A 25,595-nucleotide genomic window follows, 5' to 3' on the forward strand; every position below is an offset into this window, starting at 1 on the left:
ATCGAATAAGAACAATAAATGGAGTCACCGACGATGCTGTCCACGCAGCCGCAGGCGTTCACGCCTACCCGTTCCTTCGCCGCCCGACCTTCCGCCCTCGCCAGTGCCGTCGCCCTTGCCGGTGTCGCGCCCATGAGCCAGGCCGCCTTCTTCGAAGACAGCACGGCCACCTTCGAAACCCGCAACATGTACTTCAACCGCGATTTCCGCGACGGCACCAGCGCGCAGCAATCCAAGCGCGACGAATGGGCCCAGGGTTTCATGCTCAATTTCGAGTCCGGCTACACCGAAGGCACCGTCGGCTTCGGCCTGGACGCGCTGGGCATGCTCGGCGTCAAGCTCGACTCCAGCAAGGATCGCACCGACACCGGCCTGCTGCCGACCCACGACAACGGCAAGGCCGCCGACGAATACTCCAAGCTCGGCCTGACCGGCAAGGTCAAGGTCTCGCAGACCGAACTGAAGATCGGCACGCTGATCCCCGAACTGCCCACCCTGCAGCCCAACGACGGGCGCATCCTGCCGCAGACCTTCGAAGGCGGCCTGGTCACCTCGAAGGAGATCAAGGGCCTGACCTTCACCGGCGCACGCCTGGAAAAGGCCAAGGACCGCAACGACACCAACTGGGAAGACCTGGCCCTGAACAACAAGAACGGCCGATTCGGCGGTTCCTTCAGCGCCGACAACTTCGACATGGGCGGCCTGGACTACCAGTTCACCGACCGCATCACCGGCAGCTACCACTTCGCCCAGCTTGACGACATCTACCGCCAGCACTTCATCGGCATGGTCGCCACCCAGCCCTGGGGCCCGGGCACCTTCGGCGCCGACCTGCGCCTGGCGATCAGCGACGATGCGGGCGCGGCCAAGGCCGGCAAGATCGACAACACCACCTTCAACGGCATGCTCAGCTACACCCTGGGCGGCCACAAGGTCAGCGGCGCCTGGCAGCAGCTGTCTGGCGACAGCGCCTTCCCCTACATCGACGGGGCCGACCCCTACCTGGTCAACTTCGTCCAGATCAACGACTTCGCCGGCGCCGACGAGCGCTCCTGGCAAGCGCGCTACGACTACAACTTCGCCGTCCTCGGCATTCCCGGCCTGACCTTCATGACCCGCTACATCAGCGGCGACAACGTCAGCCGCGCGGCCGGTGGCGAGGGCAAGGAGTGGGAACGCAACACCGAACTGAAGTACGTGGTACAAAGCGGCCCGTTGAAGAACGTCGCCGTGCGCCTGCGCAACGCCACCTTCCGCTCCAACTTCGCCCGCGACGCGGACGAGGTGCGGCTGCTGGTGAGCTACAGCGTGGCTCTGTGGTAACCCATAACAACAACGCTCACGGAGATAGACGATGACCTCTTCACTGCGCCGCCTCGCCCTGGCCACCGGTTGCCTGCTGCTGGCCGGCAATGCCCTGGCCGCCGAACCGAAACGTCCCGAATGCATCGCCCCGGCCTCGCCCGGCGGCGGTTTCGACCTGACCTGCAAGCTGGTGCAGAGCGCCCTGGTGCAGGAGAAGATCCTCAGCAAACCGATGCGCGTGACCTACATGCCCGGCGGCGTCGGCGCGGTGGCCTACAACGCCGTGGTCGCCCAGCGCCCAGGCGATGCCGGCACGCTGGTGGCCTGGTCCAGCGGTTCGCTGCTCAACCTGGCCCAGGGCAAGTTCGGCCGCTTCGACGAGAACGCGGTGAAATGGGTGGCGGCGGTCGGCACCAGCTATGGCGCCATCGCGGTGAAGAACGATTCGCCCTACAAGACCCTCGATGACCTGGTCGCGGCCCTGAAGAAAGATCCGAGCAAGGTGGTGATCGGCTCCGGCGGCACCGTCGGCAGCCAGGACTGGATGCAGACCGCGCTGATCGCCAAGGCCGCCGGCATCAACCCCCGCGACCTGCGCTACGTGGCCCTGGAAGGCGGCGGCGAGATCGCCACTGCGTTGCTCGGCGGGCACATCCAGGTCGGCTCCACCGATATCTCCGACTCCATGCCGCACATCCAGAGCGGCAACATGCGCATCCTCGCGGTGTTCTCCGAGAACCGCCTGGACGAGCCAGAGATGAAGGACATTCCCACCGCCAAGGAGCAGGGCTACGACATCGTCTGGCCGGTGGTGCGCGGTTTCTACCTGGGGCCGAAGGTCAGCGACGAGGACTACGCCTGGTGGAAGGGCTCGTTCGACAAGATGCTCGCTTCCGAGGACTTCGCCAAGCTGCGTGACCAGCGCGAGCTGTTCCCGTTCGCCATGACCGGCGAGGAGCTGGACGGCTACGTGAAGAAACAGGTGGCGGACTACAAGGCGCTGGCCCGGGAATTCGGGCTGATCCAGTAAGCCTCCGACGACTCCCTGTAGGAGCGGCCTTGTGTCGCGAAAGGGCTGCGCAGCGGCCCCAGGATTTCAGCTTCGCAGCGTGAATTGCCGGGGCTGCGTTGCAGCCCTTTCGCGACACAAGGCCGCTCCTACAGGGGCCGCGTCATGCCGATGAACCATGAGGATTCTTCCATGATCCTGCAACGCCTCTTCGCCCTGGCCCTGCTGGCGCTGTGCGCCGCGCTGGCCGTGATGGCCTGGCCCTACCAGGCCGCCTTCTCCTATGAACCGGTGGGCCCGCGCGCCTACCCACTGCTGATGCTCGGCCTCATGAGCCTGGGCCTGCTGTACCTGGCGATCCGCCCCACGCCCATCGTGCGCAAGGACGACGAGCCGGAGCTGGACCGCGAAACCCTGATCAAGATCACGGCGTGCGTCGGCCTGCTGGTGGTTTTCGCCAGCACCTTCGAAGCCCTGGGCTTCATCCTCAGCGCCATCCTGGTCGGCGTGCCCATGGCTCGCCTGTACGGCGGCCGCTGGCTGCACAGCGTCATCGTGGTGGTGGGCATGAGCCTGTTCCTCTACTGGCTGTTCGACCGCGTGATGGACGTACCGCTGCCCCTTGGCCTGCTCGACGTACTGGAGAACTGACACATGGATACCTTGAGCTACCTGGGCCAGGGCTTCGGCGTCGCCCTGAGCCCGTACAACCTGGTCACCGCCCTCACCGGCACCCTGATAGGCACCGTGGTCGGCCTGCTGCCGGGCCTGGGCCCGATCAACGGCGTGGCCCTGCTGATCCCCATCGCCTTCGCCCTCGGCCTGCCGCCGGAGTCGGCGCTGATCCTGCTGGCGGCCGTATACCTGGGCTGCGAATACGGCGGGCGCATCAGCTCGATCCTGCTGAACATCCCCGGCGAAGCCTCCACCGTGATGACCACCCTGGACGGCTACCCCATGGCCCGCAGCGGCCTGGCCGGCGTGGCCCTGTCGCTGTCGGCCTGGAGTTCGTTCATCGGCGCCTTCATCGCCACCTGCGGCATGGTGCTGTTCGCCCCGCTGCTGGCGAAATGGGCGATCGCCTTCGGCCCGGCGGAATACTTCGTGCTGATGGTGTTCGCCATCGTCGCCCTCGGCGGCATGGCCGGTGACAAACCCTTGAAGACCTTCATCGCCGCGTTGATCGGCCTGTTCCTGTCGGCGGTCGGCATCGACGCCAACAGCGGTGTGTATCGCTTCACCGGCGACAGCGTGCACCTGGCCGACGGTATCCAGTTCGTGGTGCTGGTGCTGGGCCTGTTCTCCATCAGCGAAATCCTCCTGCTGCTGGAAAAGACCCATCACGGCCACGTGGCGGTCAAGGCCACCGGGCGCATGCTGTTCAACCTCAAGGAAGCGGCCTCGGTATTCTTCGTGAACATCCGTTGCGGCCTGCTGGGCTTCTTCATGGGCGTGCTGCCGGGCGCCGGCGCGACCCTGGCCAGTGCCGTGGCCTACATGACCGAAAAACGCATTGCCGGTGACAAAGGCAAGTTCGGCAAGGGCGACGCCCGTGGCCTGGCCGCGCCGGAAACCGCCATCGGAGCCTCCTGCTGCGGCGCCCTGGTGCCGATGCTGACCCTCGGCGTGCCAGGTTCGGGTACCACAGCGGTGATGATCGGTGCGCTGACCCTGTACAACATCACCCCCGGCCCGTTGCTGTTCGAACAACAGCCGGACATCGTCTGGGGCCTGATCGCCTCGCTGTTCATCGCCAACATCATGCTGATCATCCTCAACGTGCCGATGATCCGTGTGTTCACCCGCATCCTCGCCGTGCCGAACTGGGCGCTGGTGCCGGTGATCGCGATCATCACCGCGATCGGCGTGTATGCGGTGCATGCCACCACCTTCGATCTGTTCCTGATGGTCGGCATCGGCATCATGGGCTACATCCTGCGCAAGCTGGACTTCCCACTGTCGCCGATCTTGCTGGGCTTCATCCTCGGCGGGCTGATGGAGCAGAACCTGCGTCGCGCGCTGTCGATCTCCAACGGTGAACTGGGCATCCTCTGGTCGAGCCCGATCAGCATGGGTGTGTGGGTCCTGGTGTTCTGCATGCTGAGCCTGCCGCTGCTGCGCAGCTGGCGCAAACGCGCCCTGCAACGCCGGGCCATGGCCGATGCCTGATCGGTCGTTGCCGCTGTTCTGGGCCACCGGGCTGGTCGGTCTCGCTGGCGGTTTCGCCGCCAGCCAGGTCGGCTGGCCCTTGCCGTGGATGGTCGGCTCGCTGCTGGCGATCATCCTGGTGCGCTGCCTGACGCCGTGGCAGCTCAGCGAGATCCCCAACGGCCGCAAGTGCGGGCAGTGGATCATCGGCATCGGCATCGGCCTGCACTTCACCCCGGCGGTGATCGAGCAGGTGGCCAGCCACTTCGCGCTGATCTTCTTCGGCGCGTTGTTCACCACCCTCTCCAGCGTGATCAGCGTGTGGCTGTTGCGACGTACCGGTGAAGACCGCGCCACGGCGTTCTTCGCCAGCATGCCGGGCGGTTCGGGGGAGATGGTCAACCTCGGCGCGCGCAATGGCGCGGTGCTCAGCCAGGTGGCCGCGGCACAGAGCCTGCGGGTGCTGGCGGTGGTGCTGTGCGTGCCGGCGCTGTTCAAGCTGCTGGTGGGCGATGGCGTGCCATTGAATCACCAAGGCAGCGTCAGTGGGGCCTGGCTGGCATTGATCGCGCCACTGGGCGTTCTGGCCGCGCTGCTCTGGCAGCGTCTGCGCCAGCCCAATCCGTGGCTGTTCGGCCCCTTGCTGGTGGCCGCCAGCGTGAGCCTGGCGGGAAATCTGCAGATCGGCCTGCCCAACGGTGCCAGCCAGATCGGCCAGTGGTTGATCGGCAGCGGCCTGGCCTGTCACTTCAACCGCGCCTTCTTCCGCCGGGCGCCGTCGTTCCTCGGGCGTACCCTGCTGGCCACGGCGCTGTGCATGCTGATCGCCGCGGGCGCGGCCTGGGCGTTGAGCCTGCTGACGCACCTGGACCTGCGCTCGCTGACGCTGGGGATGATGCCCGGGGGCATCGCCGAGATGAGCCTGACGGCGGAGACCCTGCAACTGTCCGTGCCGCTGGTGACGGCATTGCAAGTGATGCGGTTGTTGTTCGTGCTGTTTCTGGCCGAGCCGTTGTTCCGGCGCTGGGCAAGGCCCTGAATCACGGGGCCGCAAAGCGGCCCTCTGTTCTCGGATTACAACGGCGGCAACGCCCAATCGATCGGCGCCATCCCGCGTTGCTCCAGGAAGCCGTTGGTACGGCTGAAATGCCCGCAGCCAAAGAACCCGCGGTAAGCCGACAGTGGTGACGGGTGTACCGATTTGAGCACCAGGTGCTTGCTGGCGTCGATCAGCTTCTGCTTGCTTTGCGCATGCGCTCCCCACAGCAGGAACACCACGTTCGGGCACTGCTCGCTGACGACCTGGATGATCCGGTCGGTGAAGAACTCCCAGCCGCGCTTGGCATGGGACGCGGCATTGGCGCGCTCCACGGTCATGGTGGTGTTGAGCAGCAGCACCCCTTGCTCGGCCCAGCTCTGCAAGTAACCGTGGTTGGGGATGGGCAGGTTCAGGTCGCGCTGCAGTTCCTTGTAGATATTGACCAGCGACGGCGGCGTGGGGATGCCTGGCTGCACCGAGAAGCACAGGCCATGGGCCTGCCCCGGGCCGTGGTACGGATCCTGGCCGAGGATGACCACCTTGACCTGCTCCAGCGGTGTCGAATTCAAGGCGTTGAAGATCAGCGGTCCAGGCGGATAGATCTCCTTGCCCGCGGCATATTCCGCACGCAGGAACTCACGCAGCTGGTGCATGTAGGGCTGGTCGAACTCGGCGCGCAGCGCGGCTTTCCAGCTGGGTTCGAGTTTGATGCGATCGTCGTCGGTCATGGGGGCATCCAATAGCAAAGTGGCGCGACACTAGGAAAGCCTTGGCAGCTTGTCAATCGATCCGACCGACGACCGGCAGCTTCGCCAGCGCGGTCCATACTGGTGGGATGACCTGCACGAGGTAGCCATGTCCATTCAATGCGAGGTATTCACCGGCGCCGACGGCGCCCGCATCGGTATCGCCACGCTGGATGCGCCCAAGGCACTCAATGCCCTGACGCTGCCCATGATCGAAGTGCTCGACGAGCGCCTGCGCAGCTGGGCCAGTGATCCTGGCATCGTCTGCGTGCTGCTGCGCGGCAATGGATCTAAGGCCTTCTGTGCCGGTGGCGACGTCAGGGCGTTGGTCCAGGCCTGCCGCGAGCACCCGGGCAGCGTGCCAACGCTGGCCGCCAGCTTCTTCGCCAGCGAGTACCGCCTCGATCATCGTCTGCACACCTACCCCAAACCCCTCCTTTGCTGGGGCCATGGGCACGTGCTGGGCGGTGGCATGGGGCTGTTGCAAGGCGCGTGCGTGCGTATCGTCACGCCCAGCAGCCGCCTGGCCATGCCCGAGATCAGCATCGGCCTGTACCCCGATGTCGGCGCCAGCTGGTTCCTCGCCCGCCTGCCAGGCAAGCTCGGGCTGTTCCTGGGGTTGACCGGGGCTCCGATCAATGCCCGCGACGCACTGGATCTCGGCCTGGCTGATCGCTTTCTGGGCGAACACCAGCAAGAGGCCCTGATCGAGGAACTGCTGCAAATGAACTGGCAGGAGCAAACGGCCCTGCAGCTCAACAGCCTGCTCAAGGCCGAGCAGCACAGGGCCTGCGCCCAAATGCCCGAAGGTCAGTGGTTGGCACGCCGGACGGTGATCGACGAAGTGCTCGATGTGGCCGACCCGGTGGCCGCCTGGCGCGCGCTGACAGGTCTGGCCCGGCACGCCGACCCGCTCCTGGCGGCAGCCGGCCAGCGTCTGCATGAAGGCTGCCCATTGACCGCGCACCTGGTGTGGGAGCAGATCCGCCGCGCGCGCTATCTGTCGCTGGCGCAGGTGTTCCAGATGGAATACACCATGAGCCTGAATTGCTGCCGTCACCCAGAATTCAGTGAAGGCGTACGGGCCAGGTTGCTGGACAAGGACAATGCGCCGCACTGGCACTGGCCGGATGTGGCGCAAGTGCCAGACGCGGTCGTGGCGGCGCACTTTTCGAAGGCATGGGAAGGACGGCACCCGCTGGCAGACCTGGAATGAAGCCCGAACACTCAACGCTGCCAGTTGCGATCCCCACGCCAACCGCCACCGGGTCGCTGCTCACGAGTGCCTGGGCCGTTGGAATGCCAACGATCTGTGCGCCGACCATCATTGCGGTAATCGTTACGATCCCGGTCGCGCCCGTAGTCATAGCGCTGGCGATTGCCATAGTCGTAACGCGGGTTGCCCTGCCAGTGCGGTTGCACGCCAGGGGCAGGGTAAGGCCGGTAGTGCGGGCCTGGTGCCGGGCGGTAGTAGCGCGGGGCAGGCTGGTAGTAGTAACGCGGCTGCGGCGCCACGTGGTAGCGGTCGTAGCGGTAGTAACCGGGGTACACATAGCGATCGGCGGTGTAGTAGTCGCTGCGGTAGTAGCCGCCGCTTGCGTAATACGGCGCGCAGCCGGCCGTCAGAAGCCCGAGCAGGACGATCAACAGGATTCGTGGGTACATGGCGGCCTCCTGGACCGCAAGGATGTCCGTCACAGCGGCGCTGGCGGACGTCGACAGCGATGCGTTCGTCGACACTGGATAAGACCGCCAAGGCAGGGTTCGGTGCCATTTCTGCAACATATTGAAACAGGTCGTCTTGCCCAGCGGCGGGCGGGCGTCTCGCTCCGATATACTCTGCCGCCCATGACTGCGTCTGCTCCCTGACGCCCGGAATCGACCATGCCTGACACTCGACGCTGCCCCGCCTGTGGCGCCCTCAACCAATGCGGCCTGGCCGACCCACGCAGCGCCACACAAGGCTGCTGGTGCTTCAGCGTGAGCATCGACCCGGCCGTGCTCGAAGCGCTGCCCAGCGAGCTGCGCGACAAGGCCTGTCTATGCCCGCGCTGCGCGCAAGTGGACGCGCAGCTCAAGGCAGCGTCGACCGCCGCGATCCGCTAGACTGCGCGCCGTTTCCCCACGATCTGCCGCCATGCGCCTCGACCGATTCCTCGGCAACCTGCCCTGCTACAACCGCCAGCAAGTACGTCTGCTACTGGCCAGCAGGCGCGTGCGCGTGGATGGCGTCGCGACTGGGGACCCGCTGCACGAGGTGCGTGAATTCAGCCGGGTCGAGGTGGACGGTCAGGTGGTGCAGGCCGGCCGCCCCGCCCGTTACCTGATGCTGCACAAACCCACCGGCTGCGTCAGCGCCACCAGCGACCCACAGCACCGCACGGTACTCGACCTGCTGCCCGAAGACCTGCGCGATGATCTGCATATCGCCGGGCGCCTGGATTACAACACCACCGGCCTGATGATCCTGACCAACGACGGTCAGTGGTCGCGACGCCTGACCCAGCCGCAAACCAAGCTGCCGAAGATCTACCACGTGCGGACCGAGGACGAGATCGGCGCACATTATGTCGACAAGTTTCGCGAAGGCTTCTACTTCGCCTTCGAAGACCTCACCACCCTGCCCGCCCGACTGGATATCCTTGGTCCCCGGGAGGCACGCCTGGCGATCATCGAAGGACGCTATCACCAGGTGAAGCGGATGTTCGGCCATTTCCAGAACAAGGTGGTGGGACTGCATCGGGAGCGCATGGGCCCCATCCAACTGGATCCAGGGTTGGCACCGGGTGAGTTCAGGGCGCTCTCGGCCGCGGAAATCGCCACGGTCTGAGCCCATTCGCGGGTAAAGCCCACACAGCTTCCCTGAGAACACCTGTGGGAACGGGTTACCGCGAATGGGCCGGATCAGGACAACCGAAGCCCCCACACGACCGCCGAGCGCCCCGAGTCACATTTTTCCCCGAACGGCACTTGCGCGATCCGAACCGCACTGCTTGAATCGAATCGTCAGTCTGCATGTGACCGCTAAGTCACATCGCCGTCCCAGACGCCCTTTGCCGGCCATCCCGCCCCTCGATGCGCGGGAGCACGGCAAATCGCCCGCAACAACAATACCGTCGACGAATGCGTCAAGGATCGACACCAGGGCCCACCGGTTTCACTTCCAGGCGAATGCCTACCTGTCATAAAGCACGTGCACCCTGATGGCCTCTGCGGTCGATTCGGCGTCGTACACGCGAATCGTCCAGGCGAACCACCAGGTGACGCGAATACCCTTTTTGCGCCAGGAGTCGATGACATGAGGCCAGAAATCGCTGTACTTGATATCCAAGGGCAGTACCGGGTTTACACGGAGTTCCATCGCGCGCAGGGCGCCGAGAAGACGATCATCCTGATCAATGGCTCGCTGGCCACCACGGCGTCCTTTGCACAGACGGTGCGCAGCCTGCACCCGCAGTTCAACGTGGTGTTGTACGACCAGCCATATGCCGGCAAGTCGAAACCCCACAACCGCCAGGAACGGCTGCTGACCAAGGAGACCGAGGCGCACATCCTGCTCGAGCTGATCGAGCACTTCCGTGCCGACCACGTGATGTCGTTCTCCTGGGGCGGCGCCTGCACCCTGCTGGCGCTGGCGCACCAGCCGCAGTTGGTGAAGAAAGCGATCGTCAGCTCTTTCTCGCCGGTGATCAACGAACCGATGCGCGACTACCTGGAGCGCGGTTGCCGGTACCTGGCCGCCTGCGACCGCTACCAGGTGGGCAACCTGGTCAACGACACCATCGGCAAATACCTGCCGTCGCTGTTCAAGCGCTTCAATTATCGGCACGTCAGCAGCCTGGACAGCCACGAGTACGCGCAGATGCACTTCCACATCAACCAAGTGCTCGACCATGACCTGGAGAGAGCGTTGAAGGCCGCGCGCAACATCGATATTCCGGTGCTGTTCATCAATGGTGACCGCGACGAGTACACCACCGTCGAGGATGCCCGGCAGTTCAGCCGGCATGTGGGGCGCAGCCATTTCAGCGTGATCCGCGACGCCGGCCATTTCCTCGACATGGAACACAAGAGCGCCTGCGAGGATACCCGCAGCGCCATGCTCGGTTTCCTCAAGCCGGCTGTGCGCGAGTCCCGTCAACGCTACGCACACGAACAGGGGCAGCATGCACTGGCCATCTGAGCGCATCGGCGACCTGTAGCCCTTCATTACCCGCAGGCTATGGGCCGCCGACAGGCTTTTTTATGGCTCTGGGCTTCTCATTCGTGAGGGCTTCTGGTAAAAAGTCGGGCGCCGACGCGGGTATAGTTTAATGGTAGAACAGTAGCTTCCCAAGCTTCCGACGAGGGTTCGATTCCCTCTACCCGCTCCACATCGCATTCCCCGCATGGCGTCCCAGCGACGTCATCGCTGTCAAAAGGAGCCTCGGCTCCTTTTTTCGTTTCTGTCCCTTCATTGATCTGGCCCATGGCCGTCCCTTGCCCGATTGGCTTGAATGCCCGACGCCTTTTGCGCTTGCAAGCCAAGCGGTTCCGGCGCATAAGCACCTAAGCTTTCTGAAACATTTCCAAAGGACTGTGCATGTTTCTCTCCCGCTGGCTACCGGGCCTGGCCAACCTGTTGCACTATCGCCGCGAGTGGTTCCACGCTGACCTGCAGGCCGGCCTGTCGGTGGCCGCGATCCAGATTCCCATCGCCATCGCCTATGCGCAGATCGTCGGCCTGCCGCCGCAGTACGGTCTGTACGCCTGCGTGCTGCCGATGATCGTCTATGCCCTGGTCGGCAGCTCGCGCCAGCTGATGGTCGGCCCCGACGCCGCCACCTGCGCCATGATCGCTGGTGCCGTGGCGCCACTGGCCATGGGCGACCCACAACGCATCGCCGAACTGTCGGTGATCGTCACAGTGCTGGTAGGCGCAATGCTGATCGCCGCCGGGGTGGCGCGGGCCGGCTTCATCGCCAGCTTCTTCTCCAGGCCGATCCTGATCGGCTACCTCAACGGTATCGGCCTGAGCCTGATCGCCGGGCAGCTGTCCAAGGTCGTGGGTTTCAGGATCGAGGGCGATGGTTTCATCCTCAGCCTGATCAACTTCCTCCAGCGCCTGGGCGAGATCCACTGGCTGACGCTGGCCATCGGCCTGGTCGGCCTGGGCTTGCTGATCTGGCTCCCGCGCCGCTATCCACGGCTACCGGCAGCGCTGGTGGTGGTGCTGGTGTTCACCGCCCTGGCCGGGCTGTTCGGCCTGGACCGTTACGGCGTGGCGATCCTCGGCCCGGTCCCGGCAGGTATCCCGGAGCTGGCCTGGCCGCAAAGCAGCCTGGCGGAAACCAAGAGCCTGCTGCGCGACGCCCTGGGCATCGCCACCATCAGTTTCTGCAGCGCCATGCTCACCGCCCGCAGCTTCGCCGCCCGCCACGGCTATGCGATCAACGCCAACCATGAGTTCGTCGCCCTGGGCGTGAGCAACCTGGCCGCCGGCATCTCCCAAGGCTTCGCCATCAGCGGCGCCGACTCGCGCACCGCGGTCAACGACATGGTCGGCGGCAAGAGCCAGCTGGTGGGCATCATCGCCGCGCTGGTGATCGCCCTGATCCTGCTGTTCTTCACCGCGCCCATGGCCTGGATTCCCCAGGCCGCGCTGGGCGCGGTGCTGCTGATGGCCGGTTGGGGGCTGATCGACGTCAAATCGCTCAAGACCATCCGCACACTCAGCCGCTTCGAGTTCTGGCTGTGCCTGCTGACCACGGTCGGCGTGCTCGGACTGGGCGTGTTGCCGGGGATCGTGTTTGCCGTGACCCTGGCCATCCTGCGCCTGCTCTACAGCATCTACCAGCCCACCGACGCCGTGCTCGGCTGGGTGCCCGGCATCGAAGGCCAGGTGGACGTGCGCCAGCACAAGGACGCCCGCACCGTGCCGGGCCTGGTGGTGTACCGCTTCGACGATGCGATCCTGTTCTTCAACGCCGACTACTTCAAGATGCGCCTGCTCGACGCCGTGCAAGGCGAGGCCCAGCCAAAGGCGGTGCTGTTCGATGCCGAGGCGGTGACCAGTATCGACGTCAGCGGCATCGCCGCCTTGCGCGAGGTGCGCGATACCCTCGCCGCCCAGGGCATCCACTTCGCCATCGCCCGCGCCCGCGGCACTTTCCTGCGCATGCTGGTGCGCTCGGGGATGGCGCGCGAGATGGAAGAGAAGCTGCTGTTCGGCTCGGTGCGGGCAGGGATCCGGGCGTACAGGGTGTGGCGCAACAGAAGCAGCCAAGAGGTCATGAACAAGTAAAAGGGGAGACCTACAGCAGCGCCGGAAGGGAATGATGTGGCAGCCACAACGACCCTGAGCATGTCCTGAAGGCACTCCCACGCTGAACCCAACGCCTCTCAACCCTGCGGTACACACGCCCGCGCGACAGCCTGAGTGCCCTGTCCGATCAAGCTGATCAAACCGCAGGGCAGACTACCCCGCCACTGCAGGTAGTCATGGCCGGCGGGGAACTCCACCTGCTCCACTCGATACCCCTTGGCCAGCAGCACATCGCGCAGATGGCGGTTGGTGTCGAGGATCCTCGGCCCTTCGAACAGCCCCGCCTGCAGGTAGAACCGCAGCGGCTGGCGCGGTGCCTTGACGTACTCGCGGGTCAACCAGCCGGGCTCGGCGCCGGACATCGGCCACCAGTAGGAGCCGGACATGCTCAACACGTTGCCGAACAGCTCCGGGTGACTGAGCCCCATATAGGCCGACGCCAGCCCCCCATAGCTCGAGCCTGCGACCACCGTGCGCGAAGCGGGCGCCGACACGCCTTGACCACTGGCCCAGGGCATCAATTCCTCGGCCATGAACCGGGCAAACAACGGATTGGGCGGCAGCTCCCGCTCACGGCTCTGGCTGCTGGGATTGGCGATGATGAGCGCCGCGGTGGGCGGGATCAGGCCATCGGCGATCAAGTTGTCGAGCAGGGTCGGCGTTGGCACCTGGCGGGTATAGGCATGGGCATCGAACAGCACCAGCAAGGCCTGATCGGCCTTGCCTGGGCGCCAGCCCACCGGGCGGTAGAGATAGATGTCGCGTTCATTGCCGAGCAATTGGCTGGCCAGGCGTTTGCGCTCCAGGCTGCCACGGGGCACGCCTGCTCGCTCGGCGACCCAGGGCTGAGATGCCGCGTCCGGCAATTCCAGGCGCGAGCGCGACAGCCAGGGATCGCCACTACCGTCAGCGAAGGTGTTCGGGTTGAGCGGATCGCGGCGGGTGCTGGCAAGGATCACCCGACGGTCATCCGACACCGGCACGTCCGGCGCCATCTGATAACTCAGCCGAGTGGCCGCGGGCACCTCGAAACTGCCGTACCAGACATCGCTCGTACCCAGGCGGGACAATGGCTCGTGGTTGCCCGACGGAGCGCCGAACAACCGCACATTGTCCTGCGCGCCCCGCCAGAGAAAGGTCACCAGCCGTTGCCCGGGCTGCCCCGGGATGGCTTCCACCAACGGCGTCCCCTCTCTGGCACGGGCCTTCCAGAACGCTCTGGTATCGCCCCCTGTCGCCAACTGCCGTTGCAGCGCACGCAGGGTGGGACTGGCCAGCGGGGCGGAGGTACGGCGTTGCTCGCCAATCGGCACCACCTGCTCCAGGCGCAGGCTGAAATGCTCTGCAGGACGGATCGCCAGCGACTCGGCGCGCACCCCGTAACGCCCCTCCTGCGCGGCCACGAACAGAAACTCTCGGGGCTGGTCCAGGCCGTCGACCAGCAGGCGCAAAGGCCGCCCTTCGGCATCCAGCAGGCGCAGGCTGACATCGCCATCGACGCGCCCGCGCACCAGGTCACCGGCCTTGAGCGCCAGGTGCCAGACCGGTTGGCCGGTGTCGCCGACCTGGCCATCGACCACCCTCCCCACCTCCAGATCGGCGCCTGCGGCCGCGCTCGAACAGAGTACGGCGAGCAGTCCCATGCCAGCCAATCGTTTGAATCGCTGCATGAGCACCTCAGAAGTCGACACTGGCGGAAAGCTTGAGCGTGCGCGGCTCGCTGACCGTCGCGTAGCCGTCGTTGAACACCCCGGCCCAGTAGGCGCGGTTCTCGACGTTCTCCAGGCTCGCGCGCAGGGTCACGTCCTTGCTCAGCACCTTGGTCGCATAACGGGCGCCCAGGTCGTAACGGGTCCACTGCGGGATCTTCAGCTGGTTGGCCGAGTCGAGGTACTGGGAACTGCTGTGGATGCCCAGGGCGGTCAGGGTCAGGCCCTCGACCCAGGGCAGGTCCCACTCGGCGCCGAGGTTGGCCGACCAGGCCGGCACGCCGCGGGCGGTGTTGCCGTCCAGGCTGCCGCCGGCGGTCTTGCTCAGCACGGCACGGGTGTAGGTGACACCGCCGAGCAGGCGCACGCTGGGGACGACCTCGCCGAACATCGTCCACTCAACGCCACGGTTGCGCTGCTCGCCGTCATCGGTGTAACGGTTGCTGGGCTTGTCGTAGATCATGCTGGGTTTCTCGATCTGGAACAGCGCCAGGGTATGGGTGAAGTCGCCCAGGTCCCACTTCACCCCGGCCTCCATCTGCTTGGCGACATAGGGCGCGAACTGTTCGCGGTAGTTGGCCGCCCTCACGTCCGTCACCATGCCACCCTGGGTCAAGCCCTCGATGTAGTTGGCGTACAGCGATACCGGCGCATCCCAGGGCTTGAGCACGATACCCACGGCCGGAGTCAGCTTGCGCTCGTCGTACGCGGGGCTGCTCATCTTCTGACGGACACGCTGGGAGCGGACGCCGAGGGTCAGCAGCACGCGCTCGTCAAGGAACCCCAGGGTATCGGCCACGGCGAAGCTCGACAGGGTGTTGTCGCCGGTCTTGGTGCTGCTGCCATGGTTGCCGGCGATGACCGCCTTGCCTGGCTGGTAGATGTTGGTGGGGTACTTGGGGCCGGTGACCGTGGGCGCACGGCCGATGTCCTGGTGCAGCAAGGTGGTGCTGAGCACCAACTGATGGCTGACCGGGCCCGTCATGAAGTCGCCGCGCAACCCCGCCTCGCTGGACAGGCTATGGGTGTAGCCGGCCTGGTTGTAGGTTTCGCCGGTGGCCGAGCCGTCGGCCTTGTCCACCACCACGCGGGTGCCATTGAGAAAACCATCGTAACGGGTCCGGGCACCACCGACGCTGGCGTAGGCGCTCCAGTGGTCATCGAGCTGATACTCACCGCGCACCACCACGGCCTTGCTGATTTGCCGGGCATGGATGCCCTCGAGGATGTTGGTGTCCGGCTTGGGCGCACGGGTCACCTGATTGAGGCCGGTGAAGCCGGCCATCATCGGGCTGCCGTTTTCCAGCTTCTCGTGGCTTTCGTAGGCGTCCAGTTCAAGCTTGAAGTCGTCGCCCCGGTAGTCCAGGGCAAGGGCGGCCAGGGTGCGATCCTTGGACTGCTCGTCGACCCCGGTGTCACCGCTGCCGTAGACGCCATTGAAACGGATGCCGAAGCGACCTTCGGCGAAACGCCGGCCGACATCGAGATGCTCGGCCACGTAGCCATCGGACACATAGCTGGTGGTCAGGCGGGTCAGTGGCGTGTCGCCGGCGCGCTTGGGCACCAGGTTGACCACACCGCCCACGCCACCGTTCGGCGCCATGCCATTGAGCAGCGCGCCCGGCCCCTTGAGCACTTCCACACGCTCGAGGAACTCGGTCGGCACATGGCCGTCCGGCGCCAGGCCATACAGGCCACCCAACGCCAACTCGGTGGAATCCAGCGCATAGCCCCGAATCATGAAGTTCTCGTAGGCATGCCCTTCCCCGGTGCTGAAGCGGATGGACGGGTCATTGCGCAATACCGCGCCGACCGTGCCGCTCTGCTGGTTCTCGATGGTCTTGGCGGTGTAGGCGGTGACGCTGAAGGGAGTGTCCATCAGATCACGGTTGCCCAGCATGCCGATGCGCGCGCCACGGGCCACCTGGCCGCCGCTGTAGCTTTCCGGCAAGTCGCTGTTGAAACCCGAGGCGTTGACCGTGGTCGCGCCCAGCGTGAGGGCGCCAGCCTCGGCAGGCCCGCGCAGGATGATCACGCCCCGCTCCTCCACGGCCATCAGGTCGCTGCCGGCCAGCAACTGGCGCAGGGCCTGGAGCACCGTGTAGCGGCCCTGCAAGGCCGGCGCGCTGCGCCCGGCGAGCAGGCGGCTGTCGGCGGCGATGGCCACGCCCGACTCATGGGCCAGTGCGTGGACCGTGGCCTCCAGTGACTGACCTGGCAGGTCCAGGTTCAGTGGCTGGCTATCGGCCAGGGCCAGGCCGCTGCCGCCAAGGGCACAGGCCAGGGCCAGGCGCCGCAGGGTGCCGGGGGCACGGAGGGAGAGAAACGACATGATCTGTCCTTGCGAGAGGTGGGTTCACAGCTGATGACGCGGCAGCGCTGGTTTACCCCTCAAACGCATTTCGCACGTGCACGATCAGCGGCTGCCCGCCCTTCTCCAGCACGCTGACAGGCAGGATTCGCGGCAAGGCTTCGAGCAGCACGTCCGGTCGATCGCTGGGGAAGCTGCCGGTCAGGCGCAGGTCGGCCGCGCCTGGATCGACCTTGACCGCTCGCGCGACATAAGCGTTCAGTTCTCCGATCACCTCGGCCAACGGTTGATCGGTGAACGACCACCAGCCGCGCCGCCAGTGCGCCAGATCGGGGCCAAACTGGCCACCGGCACGCAGATTGCCCAGGCGTCCATCGCCGCCCAGGCAGATGCGCTCGCCCGCCTGGAGCACCTGCTCCCTCCCCTGCAGGTCACGTACCTGCACCCGCCCCCTGGAGACCGCCACCTGCACCCGGTCACCGCGGTCGCTGACGGTGAACGCGGTGCCCAGCACCTGCACCAGCCCAAGGCGGGTGCTGACCAGGAACGGCCGCCACATTTCGTGGGCGACATCGAAGAAGACATTGCCATGCAGCAGCAGTACCTGGCGCTCGCCATGGTCGAAGCGCACACGCAGGTTGCTCTCGGCGGCCACCAGCAGCTGGCTGCCATCGGGCAGCGCCAGCGCCCGGGGCGCCTGCGCATGCGCGGTTTGCAGGTCCTGCTGGAACGGCGCGGTGCGCTTGAACATCCAGCCCAGCCAACCGCCCGTGGCCAGCAGCAGCGCCAGCGCGCCGCCCTGGCGCAGCAAGCGCCGGCGACCGGGGTCGCAGGCCTGCGGCTGCAGGGCGCCGCGCAGCTGCGGGGCCAGGCGATGGACCAGCTGCCAGCGCTGCTCGGCCTCCTGCCAGGCGCGCTCATGCTCGTCGCTTCTGTTGCGCCAACGCCGCGCCAGGCGTTCGGTCTTGTTCACGCGCTCGGGGTCGTCGCCCTGCAAGGCCGCCAGGTACACCAGTGCCTGCTGTACCTTGCGCGGTGAAGTGGGCTCAGTCATGACGGGTCGCCATTCGCAGCTCGGACAGGTCGAAGACCGCCCGGGCGATGTGCAGCTCGACCGACTTGGCCGACAGCCCCAGTGCCTCGCACACCTCACGATGGCTATGCCCGTGCAGGCGCACGCGCACGAATACCTCGCGACGCAGCTTCGGCATGCGCTCGATACGGGCGATCAAGTGCTGCAGCTGCTCGCGCGCGATCATGATGTCCTCGACGCTGGGGCTGAGCCTCTCGGCCCGTACCAACCAGTCGTCCAGCGCCGCCAACTCGGTGCTGCGGCGCCGGTACTGGTCGATGCACAGGTTGCGCGCCGCCTGGAACAGCAAGGCCCGGGCATTGATCACCGGCGCATTGAGCGCATGGGCATAGGCCTGGGCGAAGCTGGACTGGGCAATGTCGGCCGCGTCGTCGGGATTGCGCAAGCGGGCGCAGAGATAGCGGCGCAGGTCGCTGTAGTGGGCGAGCAGATCGTCGACGGCAGCCTGGAGGGCCGGTCGGGCGCTCCAGCAGGTGGAGAGGGAAGTCATTGCGAAGCGGGCGAGGGCCGTTAATAGGAATCCCTATCATTCTCACACATGTCATTCAGCCATCGCCAGCCTCATCTTTGACGCTCAGTAGCCGAGCGACTGCAGCAACTGGCCTTCGCTGCGCGGCACTGGACGGCCGTAGAAACGCATCAGCTCACCCGCGCGGTTGGTGAAGATGCCATCCACGCCGGCTTTCATCGCCTTGTCGAAGTCCACTGCCTGGTCAAGGGTGTACACATGCACCAGCAGGCCCTTGTCATGGCTGGCCTGGTTCATCCAGGGCTGGATCAGGTCGGCATAGCTCTGCTCGCCCAGATGGGTACGGGTCGCCGAGGGTCCGGTCCCGATGGCGCCATCCGCCTTGGCGTAATCGAGCCAACGTTCGAACTCGGCACGGTCCTTGGGTTGCTGACGGGCGTAGAAGGCGGACTTGTCCCTTTCGCCGGACTCGGCGAAGTCCTGCCCGGAGGCAGGTTCGATAGCCCCCTTGGCCACCCACAGCAGCAGGATCTTGGGTATTTGCGGCATGGCCTCGTGCAGCAGCTTGAGGCTGTTGCGGTCGAATGTCTGCAACACCACGCGGCCCGGCTCGTCGAGCCAGCCCCGTGCCTCGAGCCGGGCTTTCAGGTCCTGCTCGATCCCGGGAAACTGCGCCGGCTGCTTGGTCTCGATGTAGAGGCCAGGGTGGCGCCCGGGGCTACCTTCGGCGATGTCGATCACCTCGTCGAGGGTCAGAATCCGCTGTGCCTTGAACGCTTCACGCGCCCGCTCTGGATAAGCCTTGTTGAACCAGCTGCCGGCGTCCAGCGCCTTGAGTTCGGCCAGGGTGAACGCACTGACCGGGCTGTCCTTGCGCTCGGGGTAGCGTTCGGCGACATCGCTGGTGCGGGCCAGCACATCGTCGTGCACCACCACCAGCACGCCGTCGCGGGTACGCTGCAGGTCCATTTCCAGGTAATCGGCACCCAGTTCGCGGGCCAGCAGGTAGGCCGGCCGAGTGGACTCGGGGGCATCGTACGAGGCGCCGCGATGGGCGATCACGGCAGGGAGCGGGATACCTTGGGCACTGGCGAGGTCCTGGCTGCTGGCGGCGCAGGTGGCGCCGGTCGCCAACAACGTGCTCAGGCCAAGGACCATGATCAGGGGCGTATGCATTCGACTGTTCCTTGTAGAAGTGGGCTGGCCCGCGATGGCTATCAGCGGCGCGTTCCTGTGGACGGCAAGCCTCGCACACTCTGCATGACATGCTAAAGTCGCCCGCGTTTCCCCCGCAGCCCACGGATTTTCCATGCCCGCACTCGACACCCACCTGCCCGCCTGGGCCGACCTCAACCAGCGCCACCCCTGCTCCGCCCTGCTGCTGGGCAATGGTGCCAGCCGCGCGCTGTGGAAACCGTTCGGCTACTTTTCGCTGTTCGAAGAGGCACAACGGGTGCGGCACAAGGCACTGGGCGTGAGCGACCAGGCGTTGTTCAAGGCTCTCGGCAGCGAGCTGTTCGAGCCCGTGCTCAGCACCCTGAACACGACCGTGCGCGCCAACGCCGCCCTGGCGATCAACTCCACCGCGCCACTGAACCGCTATTACTCGATCAAGGAAGCGCTGATCCACGCGGTACGGGCCGTGCATCTGCCCTGGCCGCTGTTCAGCGTCGAGACGCGCCGGGCGGTCAACCAGGCGTTGCGTCAGTACCGCACGGTCTACACCAGCAACTATGACCTGATCCTGCCCTGGGCCATCGCCGAGGATCCACAGGGCTTCGCCAGCCTGTTCGACGAACAGGGCTTCTTCGATGTCCGCCGTGCGCCAGGAGAAGGTATTCGTGCCCTGCACCTGCATGGCGGCATGCACCTGCTCAAGCTGCCCGACGGCAGCACCCGCCAGCGCAGCGCCGAACAGGCCGAACTGCTGGAGGGCTTCGCCGTCAACATCCCTGGCGAGGTGCCGCTGTTCATCAATGAAAGCCGCAGCGACGACAAGCTGCGCGCCGTGCGCAACTCCGACTACCTGTCCTGGAGCCTGGGACAGCTCGCCCAGGAGCGGGAAGGCCTGTGCCTGTTCGGCCAGCACCTGGACGCCAGCGACCAGCATCTGCTCGAGGCGATTCGCCAAGCGCGCCCCCGTCACCTGGCCATCGCCATCCGCCCACTGAGCGAAGCGTCAATCATCAACCAGAAGCAGCACTTTACCGATCGTTTCAGCGCAGTAGCTGGCACTTCACTGTATTTCTTCGATGCCTCCAGCCACCCGCTGGGACTCCCCGAACTGGCCATTCCCGTGCCTGCCGAACACAACCGGCGGCGTTGATCGTGCCACTTTGCAAATGTAAATAATTCTCGATAAGATCCGCACCCTTTCCTCTCGCCAACCCCGGAAAGCGTGCATGCAGCGCCCCAAGCCCGACCCCGCCGCCCAGGAAACCTGTCGCGGTTTCTATGCCGACATCCTGCATTTCCTGCGCAAGCGCATGGACAATGCCAGCGATGCCGCGGACATGACCCAGGACGTGTTCGCGCAATGGCTTGGCTACCGGGACCGGGCCAAGGTGGAGCAGCCCCGAGCGTTCCTGTTCCAGATGGCGCGTAACCTGCTCAGCGACCACTGGCGACGGCAGAAGGTGCGCCATGCGGTACTGGCCGACGACAGCTTGCCGGACGAGCCGCCTGCGCCGGCCAACGACCCGCTGGAGCACGCCCAGCAGCAGCAACGGCTGAATCAATTGCGCCAAGTGCTCGCCGAGCTCTCGCCGCGACGACGCGAAGCCCTTATGCTGCACCGTTTCGAAGGCCTGACCCAGGCCCAGATCGCCGAACGCATGAACATTTCCGTCAGCATGGTCGAGAAGCACATCGCCGCCGCCCTGCTGCAATGCAAGCAACGCCTGGACAGTGACACCGGCATGGAGCAGTCCTCATGACCCCCACCGACGAGCTCGACCCGCGCCCGATCGACGCCCAGGCGGCGAGCTGGTTCAGTCGCAACCGCAATGCCCCTTCACGGGAGGAGCGCAAGGCATTCGCCCAATGGATGCAGGTAGCGGAGCACGCGCGCGCCTATCGCCAGTTCGAACAACTGTGGGACGACCTGGCGGCGCTCAAGCAAGCCAACCGCCCGGTCCCGCTGCCGGTCCGCCGCCCGCCGCGCTGGCGTCCGACCCTGGCGACAGCGGCGGCGCTGCTGTGCGCGATAGTGGTCGGCAACCCAGGCGCCGGCAGCGAAACGGTCAGCCAGCGCATTGCCGCCAGCCAGACAGCGCAGCACCTGCAACTGCCCGACGGCAGCCAGCTGTACGTGAACAGCCAGACCCGCCTGCGCCTGGATTTCAGCGCCGAACGCCGGCTGATCCACCTCGATCATGGCCAGCTATACATCGACGTCGCGCCCGACAAGGAACGCCCGCTGTTCGTCGACGCCGGCAGCGGCCGGGTGCGTGTCGTCGGTACCGGTTTCGACCTGCGGCGTGGCGACCGTGAACTGGTGGTTGGCGTCGCTCACGGCCAGGTGGCGTTCGAAACGCCCGGCGAGCGAAACGCCCCGCTGCTGCTCGGCGCCCAGCAGGGCGCCACCTACGACCTGGCCCAAGGCAGCCTGACCCGCCAGGAACTGGGCGAGCAGTCCGTCGCCGATTGGCGCGAGGGCCATGTGAGCTTCCGCAATCGCGAGCTGGCCAGCCTGATCGACGAACTCGGGCTCTACCGCCAACAGCCGGTGGTGCTGGCCGATCCGGCCCTGGGTCGCTACAAGGTCTCCGGCAATCTCGATGTGCACGATCCAGACGCGCTGCTCAACGCACTGCCCGCCTTGCTACCGGTCAAGACCACCTTACTGGCCGACGGCCGCCTGCGCATCGAGCGGCGCCGAAAATAATTTGAGAATTTTTATCATTCGCAGGTGAGGCTTTTTCGCAAAGACGCGTCTTCCTCCTCGCCTGCCGCGTGATGGCGGGCTTTTTCCGGCCTTTTGCCGTTTGGGGGAATCCATGTTGTCCGCGTTGCGTCCGTTGCACTGCCTGCCTGCCCGACCTACCTTGCTCGCCCTGTGCCTGGCCGTGAGCCTGGCCGCCGAAGCCGCTCCCGTGCCGTTCGACCTGCCAGCGCAACCGCTGGCTCGCTCGTTGAGCCAGCTGGCCCAGCAGGCCAAGGTTCAGCTGCTGTTCGACGAGGCCCTGCTCGGCACGACCCAGGCTCCGGCCCTGAAGGGCGACTTCGAAGCCGAAACGGCCATCAGCCGGCTGCTGATCGGCAGCCGCTTCAACGTCGTGCGCATGGGCAACACCTACGTGGTGCGCCTGCGCGAGGACGACCCGAGCGCCGACAACAGCATCCAGCTCGGCGCCTTGAGCATCGTCGGTGACGGCCAGCAGGTCGACGCAGGCAACGTCGGGCGCTCGACCCTCGACCAGGAACAGATCGACCGCTATCAGCCGAACAACATCCCCAGCGTGCTCGCCACCCTGCCGGGCGTGAACATGGGCGGTTCCTCCAAGCCCGGCGGCCAGACCATCAACATCTGGGGCCTGGGCGATGCCGAAGACGTGCCAATGACCCTCGACGGCGCCCCCAAGAGCGGCTTCGAACGCTACCAGCAAGGCACGATCTTCATCGAGCCGGAACTGATCAAGCACATCGAAGTGGACAAGGGGCCGCACTCGGTGAAGACCGGCAACGGCGGTTTCGGCGGCAGCGTCAACATGGAGACCAAGGACGCCGGCGACCTGCTGCAGGAAGGCCGCAACAGCGGCGCCATGCTCAAGTACGGCTATGCCAGCAACGACCACCAGCAGATCTACAGCTCGGCGCTGTTCGGCCGCAGCGATGATGGCCGCTTCGATGGCCTGGTCTATTACACCAAGCGCGACGGCGGCAACCTGAAGATGGCCGACAACCTGCCCGACCCGAACAACCAGTGGCCGATCAACCCCAAGCGCGTGCCCTACAGCGCCCTGGACCTGGATGGCATGCTGCTCAAGGGCAATGTCCACTTCACCGACGAACACAGCCTGGGGCTCTCCTACTCACGCTCGCAGAGCGAACGCTGGACCACCTTCGCCTCCACCGCCTACCCGGCTCCGCCGTCGGCCGCGGACATCAAGAAATATGGCTACGAAGGTTCGCTCAAGCGCTTCCTGGCCAACCGCACCACCATCGACACCACCTGGTCGGCGACCTACAAGTACCAGCCGATCGAGAATCCGTGGGTCGACCTGCAGGTGAAATATTCCGAATCCGACACCAAGCAGACCGACGAGCGCGACGCCACGGCGTTCTTCCAGCCAGCCACCGGCGGGCGCAAGATGGACACCGAGTACAAGGACCGCATGCTCGACGTGAAGAACACCAGCAGCTTCCTCACCGGGCCGCTGGAACACGCGCTGACCGCGGGCGTGCAGGTCCGCCGCCACGATCGCGACACGCAGATGTGGATGCCCGGCAAGACCTATGAGGTGCCCAAGTACAACTATGGCCATTACCAGCCGTACTTCATGCCCAGCGGCCAGGTCGACAGCCAGGGCTACTACCTGCAGGACGCCATCACCCTGGGCAGCCTGACCATCACCCCTTCGCTGCGCTATGACCACGTCACCAACGAAGGCAAGCCCAACCAGGCGCCCTACTACAACAATCCGGCCGCGGGTCACGACTACAGCGACAAGACCTACAGTGGCTGGTCGCCACGCCTGTCGCTGTTCTGGAAAGTCACCGAGCAGACCGCCCTGTTCGCCGACTACAGCAAGACCTGGCGCGCCCCGGTGCTGGACGAGCAGTACGAGGTGCAAGGGGTGGGCAGCCGCACCGCCACCAGCCGCAACCTCGACCCTGAACGTATCACCGGCGTGCGCGTGGGCAGCATCAGCGACTTCTCCAACGTGTTCACCCAGGGCGACAGCGCCCAGGTGCGCGCCACGCTGTTTCGCAACAAGATCACCGACGAGATCTTCAAGGCCACCGGCGTCGGCTGCCAGGAACAGCTGGTCACCGGCGGCAGCATCGCCAACACCTGTGGCGGTGGCCTGATGGGCAACTACCGCAACATCGGCGACGTGGTCTACAAGGGCTTCGAGATCGAGACGTTCTACGACTCCACCTACCTGTTCGGTGCGGTGTCGTACGCCTGGATGGAAGGCCGCCATGAAGGTGCCTACACCAACCCGTGGGGGCCGGATGTGTGGGCCAAGGACGTGCCGGCGCCCAAATGGATCACCACCCTGGGCGTGAAGATTCCGGCCTGGGACGCCCGCGTCGGCTGGACCGCGCAATTCGTCGGCGCGACCCACCACCTGCCCAGCGACAAGTACTTCGAAGGCCCGGCCAGCGCGCTCGGTGACCGTTACTACGACAACTTCGGCAACGAGAAGTACGAGATCCACGGACTGTTCGCCAACTGGAAACCGCAACAGCCCTACCTGAAGGGAACCGAGGTCAACCTGACCGTGGACAACCTGTTCAACAAGGCGATCAGACCAGAGCTGTCGGGGGAAAACGCCTATACCGTCGGACGCAATGCCAAGATCAGCGTGACCCGGTTCTTCTGAAGCAGCCAATCGGCACTGATGCGAGGGACCGCATCACCGCCCGCCGGTCACTCGCTCCTGTGCCCTGGCGACATTGACTTGCATTGCCACAAGGGCCAGTTCCAACAGGGTCTGGGCGATGCTGTAGTTTCCCCGAGCCTGCATCCACGAAAGGATGTCGGCGAGGTGCCAGAGCGACAGGCTGCCGTCATGCACCGGCACTGGAAAACTGCGGTGGTGAGAGAGCATCAGTTTGCGCATGTTCTGCCGGGAGACGCCCACCAGCTCAGCCACATCGCTGAGGCCGACCAGATCAGGGCTGGCCTCGATCAAGCGGGCGTGCGGTATCAAACGCCGAACATCCGCCAGGGCGCTGTGCATGGCCTCCCAGGCAGTCGCCCCTTCACGGGCGAAGGCCAACGCCAGGCGGCCTGGCTGGCCGATACCGACCACGGCGTCGTCGCAGCCGCTCTCTCCCAGGCGTTCGACCAGCGCATCGACATCTTCATCGTCGGTCAACTGGTACTTGAGGGTGAATTCATACTCCATCACTTGCGCTCCACGGACTGATTGACGATGCCGCGCGTCGACGTGCAGTTGTCGACGATCCGCCGTAACTGACGGGCGAAGTTGCCCGGGTTTTTCGGCGTGCTCCACACGCTGGTGATGCAGAACTCGCCGCAACGGCATTCGCGGTCGTTGTTGGGGCAGTAGATGCGCCCCCAGCAATGGCCACCTCGTACCACGACTTTCCAGCCCTGCGCCTCGGCGTGTGTCAGGGTCTGCTCGACTTCCTTGTTGGGGTGTGCGGGGCGGGCCATCAGCTGTGCTCCAGTATGGACATGGGAATAAGGTTGTCAATCGACAACCACGAGATATCGACGGGCGTCATCCCGACCCAGCCTAGATCTCGTATCCCATCACTCCGCCTC

23 protein-coding genes and 1 tRNA gene are annotated in these 25,595 nt (G+C 65.5%); 15 read left to right on the plus strand and 9 right to left on the minus strand.

Features of this window, described 5'->3' with window-relative positions:
- The first annotated feature begins 33 nt into the window (after positions 1 to 33).
- From N7422_RS17100 to N7422_RS17120, 5 genes are all read left to right on the plus strand, one after another.
- Positions 34 to 1,323, plus strand: a complete 1,290-nt coding sequence (locus tag N7422_RS17100; protein ID WP_279807638.1) for an OprD family porin — start codon at positions 34 to 36, stop codon at positions 1,321 to 1,323.
- A gap of 31 nt (positions 1,324 to 1,354) precedes the next feature.
- The gene (locus tag N7422_RS17105) at positions 1,355 to 2,335 is read left to right on the plus strand and encodes a tripartite tricarboxylate transporter substrate binding protein (protein ID WP_279807639.1); all 981 of its coding nucleotides are present in this window, start codon (positions 1,355 to 1,357) and stop codon (positions 2,333 to 2,335) included.
- 171 nt (positions 2,336 to 2,506) lie between these two features.
- A complete protein-coding gene (locus N7422_RS17110; RefSeq protein WP_279807640.1) occupies positions 2,507 to 2,965 on the plus strand; it encodes a tripartite tricarboxylate transporter TctB family protein in 459 nt (152 codons plus the stop codon).
- 3 nt (positions 2,966 to 2,968) lie between these two features.
- Positions 2,969 to 4,483, plus strand: a complete 1,515-nt coding sequence (locus N7422_RS17115) for a tripartite tricarboxylate transporter permease (protein WP_279807642.1) — start codon at positions 2,969 to 2,971, stop codon at positions 4,481 to 4,483.
- Positions 4,476 to 5,501 (plus strand): AbrB family transcriptional regulator, encoded by a 1,026-nt coding sequence (locus tag N7422_RS17120; RefSeq protein ID WP_279807643.1) that lies wholly within the window; start codon positions 4,476 to 4,478, stop codon positions 5,499 to 5,501. Before N7422_RS17115 ends, N7422_RS17120 begins: the two co-directional genes overlap by 8 nt.
- Before the next feature lie 35 nt (positions 5,502 to 5,536).
- Here N7422_RS17120 and ung read toward each other — a convergent pair whose 3' ends face one another.
- Positions 5,537 to 6,229, minus strand: coding sequence for a uracil-DNA glycosylase (gene ung / locus N7422_RS17125; protein ID WP_279807644.1), 693 nt, complete (start codon positions 6,227 to 6,229; stop codon positions 5,537 to 5,539).
- Positions 6,230 to 6,356: 127 nt separating this feature from the next.
- Here ung and N7422_RS17130 point away from each other — a divergent pair, with 127 nt between their 5' ends.
- Entirely contained in the window at positions 6,357 to 7,463 is a 1,107-nt protein-coding gene (locus tag N7422_RS17130; protein ID WP_279807645.1) for an enoyl-CoA hydratase/isomerase family protein, read from the plus strand.
- Positions 7,464 to 7,474: 11 nt separating this feature from the next.
- On the opposite strand, the gene N7422_RS17135 is transcribed toward N7422_RS17130, so the two are convergent.
- Positions 7,475 to 7,912 carry a hypothetical protein gene (locus N7422_RS17135; protein ID WP_279807646.1) on the minus strand — a complete coding sequence of 146 codons (438 nt, stop codon included), beginning with the start codon at positions 7,910 to 7,912 and terminating at the stop codon, positions 7,475 to 7,477.
- A gap of 219 nt (positions 7,913 to 8,131) precedes the next feature.
- On the opposite strand from N7422_RS17135, the gene N7422_RS17140 reads away from it, so the two are divergent.
- The 5 genes from N7422_RS17140 (at position 8,132) to N7422_RS17160 (ending at position 12,530) form a co-directional block, all read left to right on the plus strand.
- Positions 8,132 to 8,353, plus strand: a complete 222-nt coding sequence (locus N7422_RS17140) for a cysteine-rich CWC family protein (protein WP_279807648.1) — start codon at positions 8,132 to 8,134, stop codon at positions 8,351 to 8,353.
- Between the two features lie 31 nt (positions 8,354 to 8,384).
- On the plus strand, positions 8,385 to 9,077 hold the full coding sequence (locus N7422_RS17145; protein ID WP_279807649.1) for a pseudouridine synthase: 693 nt from the start codon (positions 8,385 to 8,387) through the stop codon (positions 9,075 to 9,077).
- Positions 9,078 to 9,545: 468 nt separating this feature from the next.
- A complete protein-coding gene (locus tag N7422_RS17150) occupies positions 9,546 to 10,430 on the plus strand; it encodes an alpha/beta hydrolase (RefSeq protein WP_279807650.1) in 885 nt (294 codons plus the stop codon).
- A 116-nt stretch (positions 10,431 to 10,546) separates the two neighbouring features.
- Positions 10,547 to 10,620, plus strand: a tRNA-Gly gene (locus tag N7422_RS17155).
- Positions 10,621 to 10,829: 209 nt separating this feature from the next.
- Positions 10,830 to 12,530 carry a SulP family inorganic anion transporter gene (locus N7422_RS17160; protein ID WP_279807651.1) on the plus strand — a complete coding sequence of 567 codons (1,701 nt, stop codon included), beginning with the start codon at positions 10,830 to 10,832 and terminating at the stop codon, positions 12,528 to 12,530.
- Positions 12,531 to 12,628: 98 nt separating this feature from the next.
- On the opposite strand, the gene N7422_RS17165 is transcribed toward N7422_RS17160, so the two are convergent.
- From N7422_RS17165 to N7422_RS17185, 5 genes are all read right to left on the minus strand, one after another.
- Positions 12,629 to 14,194, minus strand: a complete 1,566-nt coding sequence (locus tag N7422_RS17165; RefSeq protein ID WP_279807652.1) for an alpha/beta hydrolase-fold protein — start codon at positions 14,192 to 14,194, stop codon at positions 12,629 to 12,631.
- 34 nt (positions 14,195 to 14,228) lie between these two features.
- Positions 14,229 to 16,592 (minus strand): TonB-dependent receptor, encoded by a 2,364-nt coding sequence (locus N7422_RS17170; protein ID WP_279807653.1) that lies wholly within the window; start codon positions 16,590 to 16,592, stop codon positions 14,229 to 14,231.
- Positions 16,593 to 16,644: 52 nt separating this feature from the next.
- Positions 16,645 to 17,625, minus strand: coding sequence for a FecR domain-containing protein (locus N7422_RS17175; RefSeq protein WP_279807654.1), 981 nt, complete (start codon positions 17,623 to 17,625; stop codon positions 16,645 to 16,647).
- On the minus strand, positions 17,618 to 18,154 hold the full coding sequence (locus N7422_RS17180; protein WP_279807655.1) for an RNA polymerase sigma factor: 537 nt from the start codon (positions 18,152 to 18,154) through the stop codon (positions 17,618 to 17,620). Before N7422_RS17180 ends, N7422_RS17175 begins: the two co-directional genes overlap by 8 nt.
- A gap of 84 nt (positions 18,155 to 18,238) precedes the next feature.
- The gene (locus tag N7422_RS17185; RefSeq protein ID WP_279807739.1) at positions 18,239 to 19,291 is read right to left on the minus strand and encodes a glycerophosphodiester phosphodiesterase family protein; all 1,053 of its coding nucleotides are present in this window, start codon (positions 19,289 to 19,291) and stop codon (positions 18,239 to 18,241) included.
- Positions 19,292 to 19,442: 151 nt separating this feature from the next.
- Here N7422_RS17185 and N7422_RS17190 point away from each other — a divergent pair, with 151 nt between their 5' ends.
- The 4 genes from N7422_RS17190 (at position 19,443) to N7422_RS17205 (ending at position 24,684) form a co-directional block, all read left to right on the plus strand.
- Positions 19,443 to 20,459 carry a DUF4917 family protein gene (locus tag N7422_RS17190; protein WP_279807656.1) on the plus strand — a complete coding sequence of 339 codons (1,017 nt, stop codon included), beginning with the start codon at positions 19,443 to 19,445 and terminating at the stop codon, positions 20,457 to 20,459.
- A 76-nt stretch (positions 20,460 to 20,535) separates the two neighbouring features.
- Positions 20,536 to 21,069, plus strand: a complete 534-nt coding sequence (locus N7422_RS17195; RefSeq protein WP_279807657.1) for an RNA polymerase sigma factor — start codon at positions 20,536 to 20,538, stop codon at positions 21,067 to 21,069.
- The gene (locus N7422_RS17200; protein ID WP_279807658.1) at positions 21,066 to 22,019 is read left to right on the plus strand and encodes a FecR domain-containing protein; all 954 of its coding nucleotides are present in this window, start codon (positions 21,066 to 21,068) and stop codon (positions 22,017 to 22,019) included. Before N7422_RS17195 ends, N7422_RS17200 begins: the two co-directional genes overlap by 4 nt.
- Positions 22,020 to 22,131: 112 nt before the next feature.
- Positions 22,132 to 24,684, plus strand: coding sequence for a TonB-dependent hemoglobin/transferrin/lactoferrin family receptor (locus tag N7422_RS17205; protein ID WP_279807659.1), 2,553 nt, complete (start codon positions 22,132 to 22,134; stop codon positions 24,682 to 24,684).
- Positions 24,685 to 24,717: 33 nt separating this feature from the next.
- Here N7422_RS17205 and N7422_RS17210 read toward each other — a convergent pair whose 3' ends face one another.
- Both N7422_RS17210 and N7422_RS17215 read right to left on the minus strand, forming a co-directional pair.
- Positions 24,718 to 25,212 (minus strand): DNA-binding protein, encoded by a 495-nt coding sequence (locus N7422_RS17210; protein WP_279807660.1) that lies wholly within the window; start codon positions 25,210 to 25,212, stop codon positions 24,718 to 24,720.
- Positions 25,212 to 25,484, minus strand: a complete 273-nt coding sequence (locus N7422_RS17215) for a hypothetical protein (RefSeq protein ID WP_279807661.1) — start codon at positions 25,482 to 25,484, stop codon at positions 25,212 to 25,214. Before N7422_RS17215 ends, N7422_RS17210 begins: the two co-directional genes overlap by 1 nt.
- Positions 25,485 to 25,595: the final 111 nt, after the last annotated feature.

Source organism: Pseudomonas sp. GD04091, from assembly GCF_029836165.1.
In the GTDB taxonomy this organism is placed as follows: domain Bacteria; phylum Pseudomonadota; class Gammaproteobacteria; order Pseudomonadales; family Pseudomonadaceae; genus Aquipseudomonas.